This window comes from Roseibium sp. QJM3NY_11, assembly GCF_056173175.1.
In genome coordinates this window covers 2,139,602-2,156,035 of sequence record NZ_CM149660.1, presented here as the reverse complement: position 1 = coordinate 2,156,035, position 16,434 = coordinate 2,139,602, and the positions used below count along the sequence as shown (strand labels likewise).

Here is a 16,434-nt window from a genome sequence, read left to right as displayed (position 1 = left end):
TTTTAAGCAATTTTATGGCAAGAAGGCCGAATTCCGCTGAATTGAAATATGCCAACTCCGACGCCCGGCCGGAAAACGGCCGTCAGGAAACGTCCGGACCGAAGGCCGCCGCGGCAGCCAGACCGCCCTTGTCCACCTGTCCAACCTTGCGAAAACCCGGAGATTCGACCAGCTCGAACGCGCTGGGATCCTCGAAAAGCTTCACCAGAATGGCATGATTCATCTTGTGCCCGCCCTTGTAGGACCGGTAGAGGCCCAGGATCGGCAGTCCGGCAAGAGCAAGATCGCCGATGGCGTCGAGCGCCTTGTGGCGCGCGAATTCGTCCGGCCAGCGGGTGCCTTCCGGGTTGAGCACCTTGTCTTCGGCAATGGCAACGGAGTTTTCCAGGGACGACCCGAGCGCGAAGCCCATCTTCCAGAGCTGCTCGACGTCCTTCACGTAACCGAAAGTCCGGGCACGCGACAGGTCCTCGCGGAACACGTCCGGCGTGATGTCCGCGGCGTACTGCTGACGGCCGATCAGCGGCGTGTCGAAATCGATGGTGATGTCGAACCGCGTCCCGTTGTAGGGATGCAGCTCGCACCATGCGGTGCCGTTATCGACCCGGACGGGCTTCCGGATCTTGAGGTAGCGGCGGCCGCGATCCAGCTTTTTCAGGCCGATCTGTTCGATCACCTCGACAAATGCTGAACTGCTGCCGTCCATGACCGGCATCTCCGGCCCGTCGATCTCGACGACCAGATTGTCGACACCCATGCCAAACAGCGCGGCCATCAGGTGCTCGACGGTTGCGACCCCTTCATTCGAGGGATCTCCGAGGACAGTGCAAAGGGCGGTCGCGGAAACCTTGCTCCAGAGAGCCGGAACTTCAATCGTGGAATCCTGATCCGTGCGGGTGAACACAATCCCCACACCAGCTTCGGCGGGTACTAGGCTGATCGACGCGGGCTTGCCCGAATGAACACCGATCCCGCTCAGGGTCACCTGATCGGCAAGCGTGGTCTGTCGGTCAACATATGTGGTCATAAACCCTGCCCTTCCGGTTTGCGGTCAAAAAGGTCCGAATTCGCCCAAGCGAAGTTACGGTTCCTTAACGATCCCGCGATGAAGGGGAAGATAGTCCTGTTCTAGGGCAGAACGAAATAAAGCTTTATTACGGTTTGTAACGATCCACACAAACGCAAGGTATTGATTACAAACAGAAAAATCTTTCCTGTAACAAAACAGCCCGGAGCGTGAACTCCGGGCTGGGCAATCAGGGAAACAGATCGCGTTTTGATTCAGTTGGCCTGGCGGCGCAGGAACGCCGGGATTTCCAACTGCTCGTCTTCACTGGCACTGGCAGGCTTGGGCGCTGCACGGCCCGTGCCGTCGAGCTGGCCAGCGGCCCCCTGCGAAGCGGCACGCTGTTGCGGTGCCCGCGTTGCCGGTTGCATCTGAGGTGCCGGACGGGGAGTAACAGGCGCTGCGGACGGCTCCATTTCCTCGTCTTCCTCACGGCGGCCGAGACCGCTGGCAAGGCGCCGCAAAAGCCCCATCGGCCGGCGCTCGTCGTCCTCGTGATCGCCGAGTTCCGCGTGATCCTCATAGACCGGAGCCGGTTGAGGCTGTGCGGCAGCCCGTGCAGGTGCGGCCGCCTGCGAATCGGCCGGCGCCGTCTGCTGGGCCAGGATTTCCCGCTGGGCAATCGGCGGAAAATCCTCGACCCTAGGCATACGCGGTGCCGGATTGTGTTCCGCAGCGACCGGCGGGATATAGGGCTGGCTGACCGGCGTGTCGTCCACGACGGCGGCCGGCCTTTCCTCCTCGATATCCATCATGGAGGCCTTGCCTGTCATCGAGGCGCTGGCAGGCTGCACCCTCTTGATCTCGACATCGGGATCGCTGGCCACGGAAACCGTCTGCTGATCCGGCAGGGCCAGTTCCTTTTCCAGGGATGCGACGGCTTTGGCGGCGGCATCCTCGGTGCGGGGCTTTGGCGCAGCCGGAGCCGTCCGTGCGGTTGCGATTTCCGGAGTGCGGCCTGCAGCCGGCGCGTCGGATTTCACGAACTGTGTGGCGGCGGCGGACTGAAACGGAGCGGCCAATGCGCCCTCCTCCCGGTCGATGCCGGTTGCCACGACGGAGACACGGATGATGCCGTCCAGCGTTTCGTCGAAGGTCGCGCCCAGAATGATGTTGGCGTCGGCATCGACTTCTTCGCGAATGCGGGTCGCCGCCTCGTCCACCTCGAACAGCGTCAGATCGTTGCCGCCGGTGATGGAGATGAGCAGGCCCCGAGCGCCCTTCATCGAGGACTCGTCGAGAAGCGGGTTCGCGATGGCGGCTTCGGCGGCCTGCTGCGCACGTTTCTCGCCGCTGGCCTCACCCGTTCCCATCATCGCCTTGCCCATGGACCGCATCACGGAGCGCACATCGGCGAAGTCGAGGTTGATAAGGCCTTCCTTCACCATCAGGTCGGTGATGCAGGCAACGCCCGAATAAAGCACCTGGTCGGCCATCGCGAAGGCGTCGGCGAAGGTGGTCTGCGCGTTGGCGATCCGGAACAGGTTCTGGTTCGGAATGACGATCAGCGTGTCGACATTGCGCTGCAATTCATCGATGCCGCTGTCGGCGATCCGCATGCGGCGGGCGCCTTCGAACTGGAACGGCTTGGTCACCACGCCGACGGTCAGGATGCCCTGTTCGCGTGCCGCGCGGGCAATCACCGGAGCGGCCCCGGTACCGGTGCCACCGCCCATGCCGGCGGTGATGAACACCATGTGCGACCCGGACAGGTGATCGTTGATCTCGTCGATCACTTCCTCGGCAGCGGCGGAGCCGACTTCCGGCTGCGATCCGGCTCCAAGACCCTCCGTGACGGCCACACCCATCTGGACGAGGCGTTCGGACTGGTTCATGGCCAGCGCCTGGGCATCCGTGTTGGCGCAAACGAAGTCGCACCCCTGGAGACCCGCAGTGATCATGTTGTTGACGGCATTTCCGCCCGCACCGCCGACGCCGAAAACCGTAATCCGCGGCTTCAGCTCCTGAATGTCGGGCATCTTCAGGTTGATGGTCATATTATCCTCGCGACCCACTGGCGCCCCCGATACGGGAGAGGCCTCTTCTTCCCTAATTTCTACTGCCGCTGCCGGCAGATCCGATTCCTGGCTGTCGTCTTCTTGGCTCATCTCGTCAGAAGCTTTCCCTGATCCACTGCCCCACACGGGACAGATAACCAGATTGACCGCTCCACCCGGATCGACGGTTCTTGTGTTCGAACTGTTCGATCTGGGCGACCTGCGGATAAATCAGGAGGCCGACCGCGGCGGCGAATGCCGGTCCTTTGGCAGCCTCGGGAAGACCGGCGACGCCTAGAGGCCGGCCAAGACGGACGTTGCGCCCCAGGATGTGACGCGCAACTTCTCCAAGACCCGTGAGCTGGCTTGCGCCTCCGGTCAGGACGATCTGCTTGCCGACACGTCCGGCAAATCCGGACGCCGTCAGCCGATCTCTCACGAGTTCTAGGATTTCTTCCACACGCGGCCGGATGACCCGGGTCAGCGCCGAGCGCGGGATCTGGTTCGGCAGGTCGCTGTCGCTTTCCAGCGGCGGCACCGTGAGCAGGTCACGGTCATCCGAGCTGGAGCTCAGCGGCGAACCATAAAGCGTTTTCAGGCGTTCCGCGTCCTGGAGACGGGTCGCGAAGGCGCGGGCGATATCGGTCGTGACGTGATTGCCGCCAACGGCGATCGCATCAAGATGAACCATGTGCCCGTCGACGAAGACCGACAGCGTCGTGGTGCCGCCGCCCATGTCGATACAGGCCACGCCGAGCTCGGCCTCATCGTCGACAATGGTCGACAGGCCACTGGCGAAGGGGGCCGCCACCATGGTTTCCACATGCAGGTGGCCACGGTTGATGCACAGTTCGAGGTTGCGCACCGGCGGGATTTCCGCGGTAACCACCTGCATCTCGACGCCGAGCTTGTTGCCCATCATGCCGCGCGGATCGCGAATGCCCCGGCTGCCATCGAGAGAATAGGAAATCGGCAGGGCGTGGGTCACCGCCCGCCCGTCCGTGATCGAATGGCTCGAGCCGGCCGACAGGACCCGCTGGATATCGGCTTCCGAGACGCTGTCACCGGCCAGGGGCACGCTGGCACTGTAGATCTCGCTCTGAAGCCGGCCGCAGCTCACGTTGGCGATGAGCGATTCAACCGTCACACCCGCCATGCGCTCGGCGCTGTCGACCGCCTGCCGGATGGCCTGTTCGGCCGCATCCATGTCGACGACGACACCCGACTTGATGCCGCGCGAGCGCTGATAGCCGTAGCCGAGAACCTCGACCTTGTGCGAGCGGCTGGACAGGATCGACATGTCGTCCCGAGGCACCAGTTTGGCGATCAGGCAGCAGACCTTCGTCGATCCCACGTCCAGCACGGACATGATGACCGAGCGCCGGCTCGGCAGCGGCCGCATTCTGGGCAGGTACAGGTGGCTTCCGGAACGGCTCATGTGTCCCGCTCCTTCCTGCCGGACCGGCCCTCGCCGCCGGTCATGATCTTGCGTTCTTCGGCGGCTTCGTCAGACAGGCGGACCGTGATACGGTCCGCAAGACGCATGTCGATCGCAACGATATCGCGTGACAGAAGCCCGCTCTCCTCATCCATTTCCACCAGATCGGCCAATGCCGCATCGATATTGCCCTCGGGCAGCCGGATTGAAATGCCGTTCTCCAGTTGCAGGTCCCAGCGCCGGTCGGACACCAGGAACGCGGCACGAACCCGCGGCCGCAGGGCCGGCACGTTTTCCAGCGCGGTGTTGATTTCCGTCGCCCGCCGTTGCGCCCCGTGATTGACCACCAGCAGCAGATTGGCATAGCGGCCGTCGACTTCGTCGGTGATCACGTCGCCTGATTCGTTCACGATCGAGACCAGGTCTCCGCGCTGCCACAGAGCATAGGGAACCCGTTCCTCGATATTGATCTGCAGCGTGCTCGGATAGAGCTTCATCACGGAGGCGTTCTTCACCCAGGCCATCTGGTCGAGGCGTGCGCGCGCGCCGGCGGCATCGAACAGGGCGAGCGACGTGCCTTCATGGATCTCGAGGGCTTCCAGGATCTGGAACTCGTTGATTTCACGTTGGCCGGACAGCTTGACCGCCTCGATCCCGAAGCCTGCCGCAGACAGCAGCGCATCGGAGACCAGGCGACCGTGGCCGCCTATGACTATTCCATAACCAATTGTTAAGGTTAAGAAACCCAGAGCAGCAGCCGATCCCGTCCACCGTGGCAGATGGGCCAGCCGACCGGCCGACCGCCAGACCGGCTGACGGTGCAAACGCGCGACACCACGCCCGCGCGGAGCCAGTTCGGCCTCCAGCGGGGTCAGTAAGTCCCGGGTCCTTTTGCGTGCTAGCGACAGCAACTCGCGTCCTCAACCATCCAGCTTACCAGGTCCTTGAAACTCATTCCCTTGTGGGCCGCCATTTCGGGCACAAGGGAAGTCGGCGTCATGCCTGGCTGCGTGTTCACTTCAAGACAGATCAGGTCTCCGGTCCCGTCCTCGCGTTCATCGAACCGGAAGTCGGCTCTGGAAACGCCACGGCATCCGAGAGACTGATGTGCCTTGACTGCTAGTGTCTCAATGGTTTGGTAAACAATCGGTGAAATTTTCGCAGGAAGAATGTGTTTTGAACCGCCCTGTGCATACTTTGCGTCATAATCGTAGAAGGCCTGCCCCTGGGTAATGATATCAATGACGCCGAGGGGCCTGTCATCCATCACCGCACAGGTCAGCTCCCGCCCCCTGATGAATTTCTCGCACATCAGAACCTCGGGAAACGGCCAGTCCCCGCGGCTCAGCTCCTGTGGCGGAAACTCTTGATCTTGCTTGACAATCAGGACACCGAAGCTCGATCCTTCATTGATCGGCTTGAGCACGTAGGGGGGCGCCATGGGGTGGTCGCGCAGGATCTCGCTGCGGCTCACAACCACGTGATCCGTTATCGGAACACCGGCCGCCGCCATCACCGCCTTGGCCTTCACCTTGTTCATGGCCAGGCTCGAGGCCATCACGCCGGAATGGGTGTAGGGGATGTTAAGAAACTCTAAAATTCCCTGAACGCAGCCGTCCTCGCCGAATGGACCGTGCAACGCATTGAAGACCACGTCGGGCTTCAGATCCTTCAACACGGCCGAGACATTCCGGTCCACGTCGATGAGGGTGACCCTGTAGCCGGCCTCCTCCAGCGCCTTGGCGCATTCGGCACCGGTGGACAGACTGACCGGGCGCTCGGCGACCCAGCCGCCCATCAGGACGGCAACATGTTTCGCGGCCATTACGCTGGCTCCCCCTGTTCACCTAAAAACGGTTCGATCTCACCCTCGGGCCCGAACGCGCCCAGACGCTTGATTTCCCATTCCAGCCGGATACCGCTGTGCTTCAACACCCGCGCCCGCACGGTCTCTCCCAGCAGTTCCAGGTCATGGCCGCTCGCATTGCCCGTGTTGATCATGAAATTGCAGTGCATCTGAGACATCTGCGCACCGCCGATCGTGAGCCCCCTGCATCCGGCGGCGTCCACCTCTTTCCAGGCGGACGTGCCGGGCGGGTTCTTGAACGTGGAGCCACCGGTTTTCTCCCGGATCGGCTGGGCCTTTTCCCTGTGGGCAACCACATCCGCCATCTCCTGGCGGATTGCGGCCTCGTCCCGCGGCACGCCTTCAAACACGGCGGCGGTAAAAACGAGGTCCGCAGGCGCAGCCGAATGGCGATAGGCATAGCCCATGTCGGCGTTTTCAAGGACGACACGAGCGCCGTCCCGGTCTATGGCCGTGAGTTGCACCATGCGCTCCCGGGTTTCGGTGCCATGGGCGCCCGCATTCATCCTGAGCGCGCCGCCCAACCCCCCCGGAATTCCTGTGTAAAACGCAAACCCCCCGAGCCCTGCGGCAGCGGCGGTTTCCGCCAGCCGTTTGTCGGGAACCGCCGCACCGGCACGAAGCCGGTTGCCGCCGATATCCGTGACCGCGCCGAAGCCCTTCGCGCTCAGCCGGACAACAATGCCTTCGAGCCCGCCGTCGCGCACCAGGAGGTTCGACCCCAGCCCGACCGGCAGAACCGGAATCTCGCGGGGCAGCTTCTTCAGGAACGCGGCCAGATCGTCCTCGTCCGCCGGCTGAAACATCAACTGCGCGGGCCCGCCCGTGCGGAGCCAGGTCACGGCGGCAAGCGGCTGGTTCGCCGTCAGCCTGCCACGAATGCCTTCGGACAATTGGGGTAGCCGCTCAAGCAGGTCCGGGAAACTCATCAACTGGCCTCCCTTAAAGATCTTCGAGCTGTTTCGGCAACGCATAGGCCCATTGCGTGATGTTGCCCGCCCCGAGACAGACCACATAGTCGCCCGGCTCCGCGATGTCATTGACGGCCCCTGCCAGCTCTTCCGGCCCCTCGATGGCCCGGACCTGCCGGTGTCCGCGTGTTTTCATGCCCGAAACCAGATCGGCATGACCGGCCCCCTCGATCGGCTGCTCGCCGGCGGCATACACAGGCGCGATGATCACCGCATCCGCATCGTTGAAGCAGTTGGAAAAGTCGTCGAACAAGCTGTGCAGCCGGGAATAGCGATGCGGTTGCATGACCGCGATGACCTTGCCCTTGGCGGATTCGCGGGCAGCATGCAGCACGGCCCTGATTTCCACCGGATGATGCGCATAGTCGTCGAAGATCTCGACACCCATCACTGTGCCGGTATGGGTGAAGCGGCGTTTCACGCCTCCAAAGGCGGAAATGCCCTTCCTGAGATTGTCCGCCCCGACGCCGAGTTGGGACGCCACCGCAATCGCCGCGGTGGCGTTGGCGACGTTGTGCAGGCCCGGCATCGGCAGGACAAGGTCTCTCAGCTCGGTGACTTCCTGACTGCGCCGGTCCCGGATGGTGACGGAAAAGATCGACTTGCCTCCATCCATGGAGACATCCGTGAACCGCACGTCCGATTGCGGGTTTGTGCCATAGGTGACGACCCTGCGGTCCTCGATGGTCCCGATCATGGTCTGGACCTCCGGATGGTCCAGGCACATGATGGCGAAGCCGTAGAAGGGCACGTTCTCGACAAATTGGCGGAATGCCGCCCGCACGCCGGCAAAATCGCCGTAGTGGTCCAGGTGCTCCGGATCGATGTTGGTGACGATGGCGATATCGGCCGGGAGCTTGACGAAGGTACCGTCGCTTTCATCGGCCTCGACCACCATCCAGTCGCCCTTGCCCATACGGGCGTTGGTGCCGTAGGCGTTGATGATGCCGCCGTTGATGACGGTCGGATCAAGCCCTCCGGCGTCCAGCAGCGCGGCGACCATGGATGTGGTCGTGGTCTTGCCGTGGGTGCCGCCGACCGCGATCGCCTGCTTGAAGCGCATCAGTTCGGCCAGCATCTCCGCGCGCCGCACCACCGGGATCAGCTTTTCCCGGGCGGCAACCAGTTCCGGATTGTCCTTGCGGATCGCGGAGGACACCACCAGCACTTCCGCATCCCCGAGGTTGTCCGCCGAATGACCGACCGTTACGGAGATGCCGTTCTGGCGCAGACGCTGGACATTGGCGTTTTCCGCCATGTCCGACCCCTGCACTTCATAGCCCAGCGTCTTCAGCACCTCGGCAATGCCGCTCATGCCGATTCCGCCGATGCCGACGAAATGGACCGGTCCGATATCCTGCGGCATCTTCATGGCCGGTCTCCTTGTGAATTCGATACTTTCTCGACCAGATCGGCCAGCCGCTTCACCGCGTCCGGCCGGGCAACGCTGCGCGCCTGTCTGGCGGCCTCGATGAGCAGGTTCGGAGCGTTCATGAAACGCTCGAGCTCGCTGGCCAGGCGGGCCGGGAAAAGGTCGGCCTGCGGGATCGGCCATCCGCCGCCCACTTTCTCCAGCACTTTCGCATTCGCCGCCTGGTCCTGATCAAGCGCACCGGGCAGCGGCACCAGGATCGCGGGCCGGCCGAGAACGCTGAGTTCGCTAACGGAAGAAGCGCCGGAACGGCAGATCACCAGTTGGGCCTGAGCGATGCGCTGGGGCATGTCCTGGAAGAACGGCGCGCATTCGGCCTGAACACCGAGCTCGTCATAGGCAGCCTGCACCCGGTCCATGTCTTCCGGCCGACACTGCTGCACCACCCGTAGCCGTGCCCGGGCCTCCGGCGCAAGCTTTTCAAGCGCCGGCGGCAGCAGGTCCGAAAAGAACCGTGCCCCCTGGGACCCGCCGAACACAAGCAGCCTGAACAGCCCGTGGGTGTCCGGAGGCGTATAGAATATTTCCGAAGCGTTCAGCACCGCGTCCCGCACCGGGTTGCCGGTCTCCACGAGCTTGTCCGTGAAGTCTTCCGGCAGGTTGTCCATGGGCAGGCTGGTCGCAATCGCGGTCACGCCTTTCGCCAGCAGCCTGTTGGCCCGCCCCATGACACCATTGGCCTCGTGCAGGATCGACGGGGTGCCGGTCAACCGCGCGGCGAACATCGGCGGAAAGGTCGGATAGCCGCCGAACCCCGCAACCACATCCGGTTTCAGCGAACGGATCACCTTGCGGGCCTGCACCGTTCCCAGCAGCAGGCGCACCGCCGTCCTTGCCAGTGCTACGGGATTGCGCCCCCGCAGGGTTTCGGAAGCGATGATGTGAACCTTGCGCGCGGGAAAGGCGCTGCCGTATTTGTCCGCCCGTTCGTCGGTCGCAAGTTCCACGATCCAGCCGCGCCGGATCAGCTCGTCGGCGAGCGCCTGTGCGGGAAAGAGGTGGCCGCCTGATCCGCCGGCCGTCAATAAAACTGTCTTGCTCATGGAAACCGATCAGAAAACTTACATCAGGGACGAGGGTGAAAGCCGGCTCACGGTGACAACGTCACCCCGCGACGGCTGCGGTCGTCTGCGGGTGAGCGCCAGGATGGCGCCGGCGGTCATTGCGGACGACAGCATCGACGACCCCCCATAGGAAATGAACGGCAATGTCATGCCCTTCGACGGCATCAGATGGAGGTTCACCGCCAGATTGATGGTCGCCTGCAGGCCGAAGAGAACCACCAGTCCCGCCGTCGCCAGACGGCTGAACGCATCCTGGTCGCGGCTTGCATGTTTCAGGCCGCGCAGCACGATGAAGGCAAAGATCGCAACCAGCAGCAGGCAGACGATCACGCCGAATTCCTCACCGACGACGGCGAAGATGAAGTCGGTGTGGCTGTCCGGCAGAATGCGCTTCACGGTGCCCTCCCCCGGACCTCGACCGAACCAGCCACCGGCAAGAAAGGAATCCCTGGCCGTGTCCACCTGATAGGTGTCGCCCGAAGCCGGATCGAGGAACCGGTCGACACGGTTGGTCACATGCGGCAGGAAGGCATAGGCGGCGAACAGCCCGGCCACGCCAATGGCCCCAAGCGCCATGATGATCATCCAGGAGATGCCGTTCAGGAAGAACAGCCCGGCCCAGACCATGCCAAGCAGCATGGTCTGGCCGAAATCCGGTTGGGCGATCAGAAGCGCGGCGCAAATGGCGAAAAGCACGAAAGCGAACAGGACCCCTGGAACCTCGCGCCGGCGACCGCTTTCCGACAGCAGAAAGGCAATCAGGATCACGAAGGCGGGTTTCAGGAATTCCGACGGCTGCAGGGAAAACCCGGCCAGATAGATCCATCGGCGTGCGCCCTTGGCCTCGAACCCGACGAACAGGGTCGCGATCAGGAGGACCAGCGACACGACAAACACGATCAGCGCGGCCCGGCGGATCACGCGCGGTGCCATCAGCGACCCGGCCAGCATGATCATGATGCCCGGGATCAGGTACATGGCCTGACGCTTGACGAAGAAAAACGTATCGACGCCCAGCCGTTCGGCCACAGGCGGGCTCGCGGCGAAGGACAGCACCACTCCGCCGACCATCAGCAGACCGAAGGCGGCCAGCATGTAATGATCCACGGTCCAGAGCCATTCGGCGAAGCGGCTGCGGTCAGCGCGCGAAACCATGTCAAGCGACCTCCTGAGTGTTGCCGGCGTCAGGCAAGGCACGCACCGCATCTACAAAAGCAGCGCCCCGCAATTCGAAATTCGGGAACTGGTCGAAGCTCGCGCAGGCGGGCGACAGCAGAATTGCAATCTCCTCGGCGCCGTCTTCGGCGGCTTCGGCGGCAGCATCACGGACCGCCTGAGCCAGGGTGCCGCTGACCGCGCAAGGCACGCGGTCCTCAAGCGTCTTGGCGAAGTCTCCGGCGGCCTCGCCAATCAGAAAGGCCTTGGCGATCTTCGAAAAATATTCCTCGAGCGAGGAAATGCCGCCTGCCTTGGCCCGGCCGCCCGCGATCCAGTAGATCCGTTCGAAGCTTGCCAGGGCCCGGGCCGCCGCATCCGCGTTCGTCGCCTTGCTGTCGTTGATGAACAGCACCCGTCCCTGTTTGGCGACGACCTCCATCCGGTGATGGAGCCCCGGAAAGGTTTTCATCGCGGCCGCAATATCGGCGGCCGGACGTTCCAGGGCGCGCAGCGCTGCAAAGGCGGCGGCCGCATTCTGGCCGTTGTGATCCCCGCGCAGGCTGTCGATCCCGCCGAAGTGCGCGACTTCCGTCTGCGACGCGCCATGCGCCTCGATCAGACGGCCGTGCCGGGCGTAGATCCCGTCCGCGAGTTCGCGTTCCCCGGCAATGCGGCAGACCGGTTTGCGCGCCAGTTCCAGCCGGTCGGCAATCGCCGATGACAGCCCGTCATCGACGCCGACCACAGCAACCTTCGATCCGGCGACCAGACGCTCCTTGATCGCGGCATAGTGCTCCATGGAGCCATGCCGGTCGAGATGGTCCGGCGACAGGTTCAGGTGAATGCCGACGGACGGGTCCAGGGACGGCGTCAGGTCGATCTGGTAGGACGAGCATTCGATCACGTAATGCCGGCCGGGCTGCGGCGGCTCCAGCTCCAGGATCGGCGTGCCGATATTGCCGCCCATCTGCCCGTCAAGCCCCAGTTCCTTCAGAAGATGAGCCACAAGCGCGGTGGTGGTCGACTTGCCGTTGGTCCCCGTGATCGCGATCAGCGGCGCCGCCGGACAGAATTTGCGCCGCTCCCGGCAGAACAGCTCCACGTCGCCGATGATCTCCACCCCCGCATCGCGGGCAAGTTCCACGGACCAGTGCGGCGCCGGATGGGTCAGCGGCACGCCGGGGGCAAGCACCAGCGCGGCAACCCCGGACCAGTCGAGAGCGCGCAGGTCAAGGGTCTCGATCCCTTCGGACACCGCCTGCTCGACGCGGGCCTGATTGTCGTCAAAGCACACCACATCGGCACCGCCCGCCCTCAGCGCACGCGCCGTGGCCAGTCCGGATCCGCCCAGTCCGAACAGGGCGACCTTTTGATTTTGAAATGTGGTGACCGGGATCATGGACTTACCTCAGCTTCAGCGTGGCAAGGCCGATCAGGGCCAGAACGACGGAGATGATCCAGAAGCGGATCACGACCTGGCTCTCGGTCCACCCCAGTATCTCGAAATGGTGGTGGATCGGCGCCATCCGGAACACCCGCTTTCCGGTCAGCCGGAATGAAATCACCTGCACGATCACGGAGACCGCTTCCAGAACGAACAGACCGCCGATGATTGCCAGAACGATCTCGTGTTTGGTGGCCACGGCAATGGCCCCGATCATGCCGCCGAGCGCGAGCGAGCCGGTATCGCCCATGAAGATCGCCGCCGGTGGCGCATTGAACCACAGGAAGCCCAGTCCGGCGCCGATCACGGCACCACAGATCACCGCGAGTTCACCCGTGCCGGACACATGATGGATCTGCAGATAGCTGGCGAAGACCGCATTGCCCGAGAGATACGCGATCAGGCCGAAGGAGGCGCAGGCGATCATGACGGGCACGATGGCCAGACCGTCGAGCCCGTCGGTCAGATTGACCGCATTGCCGGCTCCGACCATCACGAAGGCAGCGAACGGAATGAAGATCAGTCCGAGGTTGAGGGTGAATTCCTTCAGGAAGGGAAAGGTGATGGCCTCCGAGTATTCCGACGTGTCCAGCAGCGTGACCGCATAGGCGGCAATGGCCGCGATCAGAAACTCCAGCCCCAGCCGCGCCTTTCCGCCGAACCCCTTGTGGGAGGACTTGGTCACCTTGAGGTAATCGTCATAAAAACCGATGCCGCCGAACCCGAGCGTGACACCGATCACCACCCAGACGTAAGGATTGGACAGATCCGCCCACAACAGCGCGGCCATCAGCGCCCCGGACAGGATCATCAGCCCGCCCATCGTCGGCGTTCCCTTCTTGGTCAGAAGGTGGCTCTCCGGCCCGTCGGAGCGGATCGGCTGGCCGTGACCCTGGCGAAGCCGGAGGCTGGCGATAATGCGTGGTCCGAACAGAAACACGAAGAAAAGGGCGGTCATGATCGCGCCGCCGGTCCGGAAGGTGATGTAGCGGAACACGTTCAGTGCCGAAACCTGATCCGCGAATTGCCCCAAGAAATAAAACATAAGTTGCCCCTTATTCCGCTGCGATATCGTCCGCAGGCGGGTATTCTTTTTTCAAGGTCTCGACAAGCGGACCCATGCGGGTTCCGAGCGATCCCTTGATCATCACCACATCGCCGGCCCTGACGTCGTTCAGCAGCACCTCGTGCAGATCCTTCGCGTCCTCGCAGTAATGCGCGCGCAGATCGTGCGGCAGGTCCTGCCAGAGCGCGTGCATGTGCGGCCCGGCGCAATAGACAGTGTCGATTCCGGCTTCGGTGATCGGCTGCAGCAGTTCGGCGTGCAGCCGGTCGGCATCGGATCCCAGTTCGCGCATGTCGCCGAGAACCGCGATCTGCCGACCGGGCCGTGTCACCGGCGCTTCGCCGAGGACGGCGAGCGCCGCGCGCATTGAGGCCGGGTTGGCGTTGTAGCTTTCGTCGATCAGGACAACGTCTCCGTCGGGCAGCGGCAACCGGGTGACCTCGCCGCGCCCTTTGGGTGCGCGCATGGTATCGAGGGCCAGACCGGCTCTTGCCAGATCGGCTCCCAGTTCCACCACCGCGGTCAGCACCGCCAGGCTGTTCTTGACCAGATGCCTGCCCGGCGCGCCGATCTTGAAAGTGATCTCGTTGCCCAGTATGGACGCATCGACGCTGGAGCCGGCCGGATAGCTGGCCAGCTTCTGCACGTGGCTGTCCGCGGCGGGATCCTCACCGAAAGTACGGATTGTCGATACTCCGGCGGTGGCCGCCAGGAACTTCAGCAGATCGTACTGGCGATTGTCCCTGTTGAGGATGGCAACGCCGCCGGGCTCGAGCCCTTCGAAGATCTCCGCCTTGGCCTGAGCGATCTTTTCCACGCTGTCGAAGAATTCCAGATGAACCGGCTGCACCGTCGTGATGATCGCCGCATGAGGACGCACCATCCTGACCAGCGGCGTGATTTCACCCGCATGGTTCATGCCGACTTCGAAGACCCCGTATTCGGTGTCCGCGGGCATGCGCGCCAGTGTCAACGGAACACCCCAGTGATTGTTGAAGGAGGCGACCGAAGCGTGAACCTTGCCGGAAGGTGCCAGCGCCAGCCTGAGAGCTTCCTTGGTACCGGTCTTGCCGACGGATCCGGTGACCGCGACAATACGGGCGCCGGTTCTGGCACGCGCGGCGACAGCCAGGCCGCGCAGGGCCTCCATCGGATCGGCGACCACGACATACCGACCGTCTTCGGGCAGCTCCGCCAGGCGATCCTCGGCGACCAGGGCAACCGATGCGCCCGCCTCCAGAGCCGCTGCGACGTAATCATGGCCATCCAGCCGGTCACCCCGGATCGCAACGAAGGCTTCGCCCGGTTCAAGCGTCCGGCTGTCGATGGATATTCCGGTAATGTCCGCACCGGCATCGCCCCTGGTGCTGCCACCGGCAGCTTCGACAAAGGCATCCAGGGTCCAAAGCGGGTCGCTCATGTGTTTCCTTCAAGACTGATGGCGCGCCTGACGGCTTCGTGATCGGAAAAGGGAATCACTGTGTCGCCAACAATCTGGCCCGTTTCGTGACCTTTTCCCGCAACACACAGGATATCGCCGGACCGGAGGCGCCGGACGCCTTCCGCGATCGCTTCGAAACGGTCGCCGATATCGAGCGCTCCGGGCGCGCCCTCCAGAACCGCCTTGCGAATGTCTTCCGGTTTTTCCGAACGCGGATTGTCGTCCGTGACGATCACAAGATCCGCATGCCGCGAAGCCGCAGCACCCATCAACGCCCGTTTACCGGAATCGCGGTCGCCGCCGGCCCCGACCACCACTGAAAGAGTGCCTCTGGCGAAGGGTTTCAACGCCGCCAGGGCGTTGTCCAGCGCGTCCGGTTTGTGCGCGTAGTCGACGAAGACAAGTCCGCCCCGCCCGGTTTCTCCGGCAAGTTCAAGCCGTCCCGGCGCGCCTTTCAGGTTTTCCAGCGCGCGCAGAACCGCCCCCGTATCGAGCCCGGCGGAGATGGCAAGCCCCGCCGCGACCAGCGCATTGGCAACCTGGAACCGCCCGATCAGCGGCAAGGTTACCTTGTATTCGCCACGGGCCGAAATCAGCGTCAGTTCCTGGCCCGCCCCGACAGGCTTCAATCCGGCCAGCTTGAGATCCTTGCCGGATTCCCCCACGGAGAAGACCGGAAGGCCGCGCTTCGCGGCCTCGGCCAGCACCCGGTCGGCGTATTTTTCACCTGGATCGACCACAACGCTCGCGCCCAGGGGCAGCAACTCGGAAAAAAGCCGCAACTTGGCGCGCAGGTAGTCCTCCATGGTCGGATGATAGTCCATGTGGTCCCGGCCAAGATTGGTGAACGCCGCAGCAGTCAGGCGCACCCCGTCGAGCCGGTGCTGGTCCAGCCCGTGCGAGGAGGCTTCCAGAGCCACGTGATTGACGCCTTCGCGCTTCAGCTCCGCAAGGAGACGGTGCAAGGAGACGGGGTCGGGCGTGGTCAGCCCGCCATAGGTTTCGCCACCTGGCTTGACGACACCGAGCGTACCGAGGCTCGCGGCCGGATGGCCTGCGGACTGGAATATCTGGCGAACGAAATGCGCAACCAACGTCTTGCCCGCGGTGCCGGTCACGGCAACGATCGTGTCCGGCTGGTTTCCGTAAAACCGCGCCGCCATCCAGGCAAACGCCTGACGCGGTTCATCGGCGCCGATGATGGCGGCCTTTGCGCCACAGGAAGCCCTTACCGTGTCAACGTCGTCGCTTGAGCATAAAACAGCAACAGCCCCGGCCGCGACCGCGTCCGGGACAAACCGCGCTCCATCGACCGACGCCCCCTTGAAGGCGGCGAACAGAAAGCCGGGCTGCACCTTGCGGCTGTCCGCCGTCAATCCGGAGATTTTCAGACCGTTCGCCGCTTCAGGCACGAAGAGGCCGGCGGCCAGATATTCAAGATCCATGTGTACCGATCATCTGCTGTGCGTCGTCCTGGCATTGAGCTTTTG

Annotated in this window: 13 protein-coding genes; all 13 read right to left on the bottom strand. The window is 63.5% G+C overall.

What is annotated here, in order from left to right; all coding sequences use genetic code 11:
- Positions 1-82: 82 nt before the first annotated feature.
- Positions 83-1,027, bottom strand: a complete 945-nt coding sequence (gene lpxC / locus AC0VX3_RS09875; RefSeq protein ID WP_475524563.1) for a UDP-3-O-acyl-N-acetylglucosamine deacetylase — start codon at positions 1,025-1,027, stop codon at positions 83-85.
- Positions 1,028-1,281: 254 nt separating this feature from the next.
- The gene (gene ftsZ, locus AC0VX3_RS09870; RefSeq protein ID WP_475524562.1) at positions 1,282-3,063 is read right to left on the bottom strand and encodes a cell division protein FtsZ; all 1,782 of its coding nucleotides are present in this window, start codon (positions 3,061-3,063) and stop codon (positions 1,282-1,284) included.
- Positions 3,064-3,178: 115 nt separating this feature from the next.
- Positions 3,179-4,501: a cell division protein FtsA gene (gene ftsA / locus AC0VX3_RS09865; RefSeq protein WP_342891909.1), complete on the bottom strand. Its 1,323-nt coding sequence runs from the start codon at positions 4,499-4,501 to the stop codon at positions 3,179-3,181.
- Complete coding sequence (locus tag AC0VX3_RS09860; RefSeq protein WP_475524561.1) at positions 4,498-5,412, bottom strand: cell division protein FtsQ/DivIB; 915 nt, start codon at positions 5,410-5,412, stop codon at positions 4,498-4,500. The genes ftsA and AC0VX3_RS09860 overlap by 4 nt, the downstream gene beginning before the upstream one ends.
- Positions 5,400-6,326: a D-alanine--D-alanine ligase gene (locus tag AC0VX3_RS09855; protein ID WP_475524560.1), complete on the bottom strand. Its 927-nt coding sequence runs from the start codon at positions 6,324-6,326 to the stop codon at positions 5,400-5,402. The genes AC0VX3_RS09860 and AC0VX3_RS09855 overlap by 13 nt, the downstream gene beginning before the upstream one ends.
- Positions 6,326-7,297, bottom strand: a complete 972-nt coding sequence (gene murB, locus AC0VX3_RS09850; RefSeq protein WP_475524559.1) for a UDP-N-acetylmuramate dehydrogenase — start codon at positions 7,295-7,297, stop codon at positions 6,326-6,328. Before murB ends, AC0VX3_RS09855 begins: the two co-directional genes overlap by 1 nt.
- A gap of 13 nt (positions 7,298-7,310) precedes the next feature.
- Positions 7,311-8,711 carry a UDP-N-acetylmuramate--L-alanine ligase gene (murC, locus tag AC0VX3_RS09845; protein ID WP_475524558.1) on the bottom strand — a complete coding sequence of 467 codons (1,401 nt, stop codon included), beginning with the start codon at positions 8,709-8,711 and terminating at the stop codon, positions 7,311-7,313.
- The gene (gene murG, locus AC0VX3_RS09840) at positions 8,708-9,814 is read right to left on the bottom strand and encodes an undecaprenyldiphospho-muramoylpentapeptide beta-N-acetylglucosaminyltransferase (protein ID WP_475524557.1); all 1,107 of its coding nucleotides are present in this window, start codon (positions 9,812-9,814) and stop codon (positions 8,708-8,710) included. Before murG ends, murC begins: the two co-directional genes overlap by 4 nt.
- A gap of 18 nt (positions 9,815-9,832) precedes the next feature.
- Entirely contained in the window at positions 9,833-10,990 is a 1,158-nt protein-coding gene (gene ftsW, locus AC0VX3_RS09835; protein WP_348149616.1) for a putative lipid II flippase FtsW, read from the bottom strand.
- A 1-nt stretch (position 10,991) separates the two neighbouring features.
- Positions 10,992-12,392, bottom strand: a complete 1,401-nt coding sequence (murD, locus tag AC0VX3_RS09830; protein WP_475524556.1) for a UDP-N-acetylmuramoyl-L-alanine--D-glutamate ligase — start codon at positions 12,390-12,392, stop codon at positions 10,992-10,994.
- Positions 12,393-12,396: 4 nt separating this feature from the next.
- On the bottom strand, positions 12,397-13,482 hold the full coding sequence (mraY, locus tag AC0VX3_RS09825; protein WP_348149620.1) for a phospho-N-acetylmuramoyl-pentapeptide-transferase: 1,086 nt from the start codon (positions 13,480-13,482) through the stop codon (positions 12,397-12,399).
- Positions 13,483-13,492: 10 nt separating this feature from the next.
- Positions 13,493-14,923: a UDP-N-acetylmuramoylalanyl-D-glutamyl-2,6-diaminopimelate--D-alanyl-D-alanine ligase gene (locus AC0VX3_RS09820; RefSeq protein ID WP_475524555.1), complete on the bottom strand. Its 1,431-nt coding sequence runs from the start codon at positions 14,921-14,923 to the stop codon at positions 13,493-13,495.
- Positions 14,920-16,389 carry a UDP-N-acetylmuramoyl-L-alanyl-D-glutamate--2,6-diaminopimelate ligase gene (locus AC0VX3_RS09815; RefSeq protein WP_475524554.1) on the bottom strand — a complete coding sequence of 490 codons (1,470 nt, stop codon included), beginning with the start codon at positions 16,387-16,389 and terminating at the stop codon, positions 14,920-14,922. The genes AC0VX3_RS09820 and AC0VX3_RS09815 overlap by 4 nt, the downstream gene beginning before the upstream one ends.
- Between the last annotated feature and the right edge of the window lie 45 nt (positions 16,390-16,434).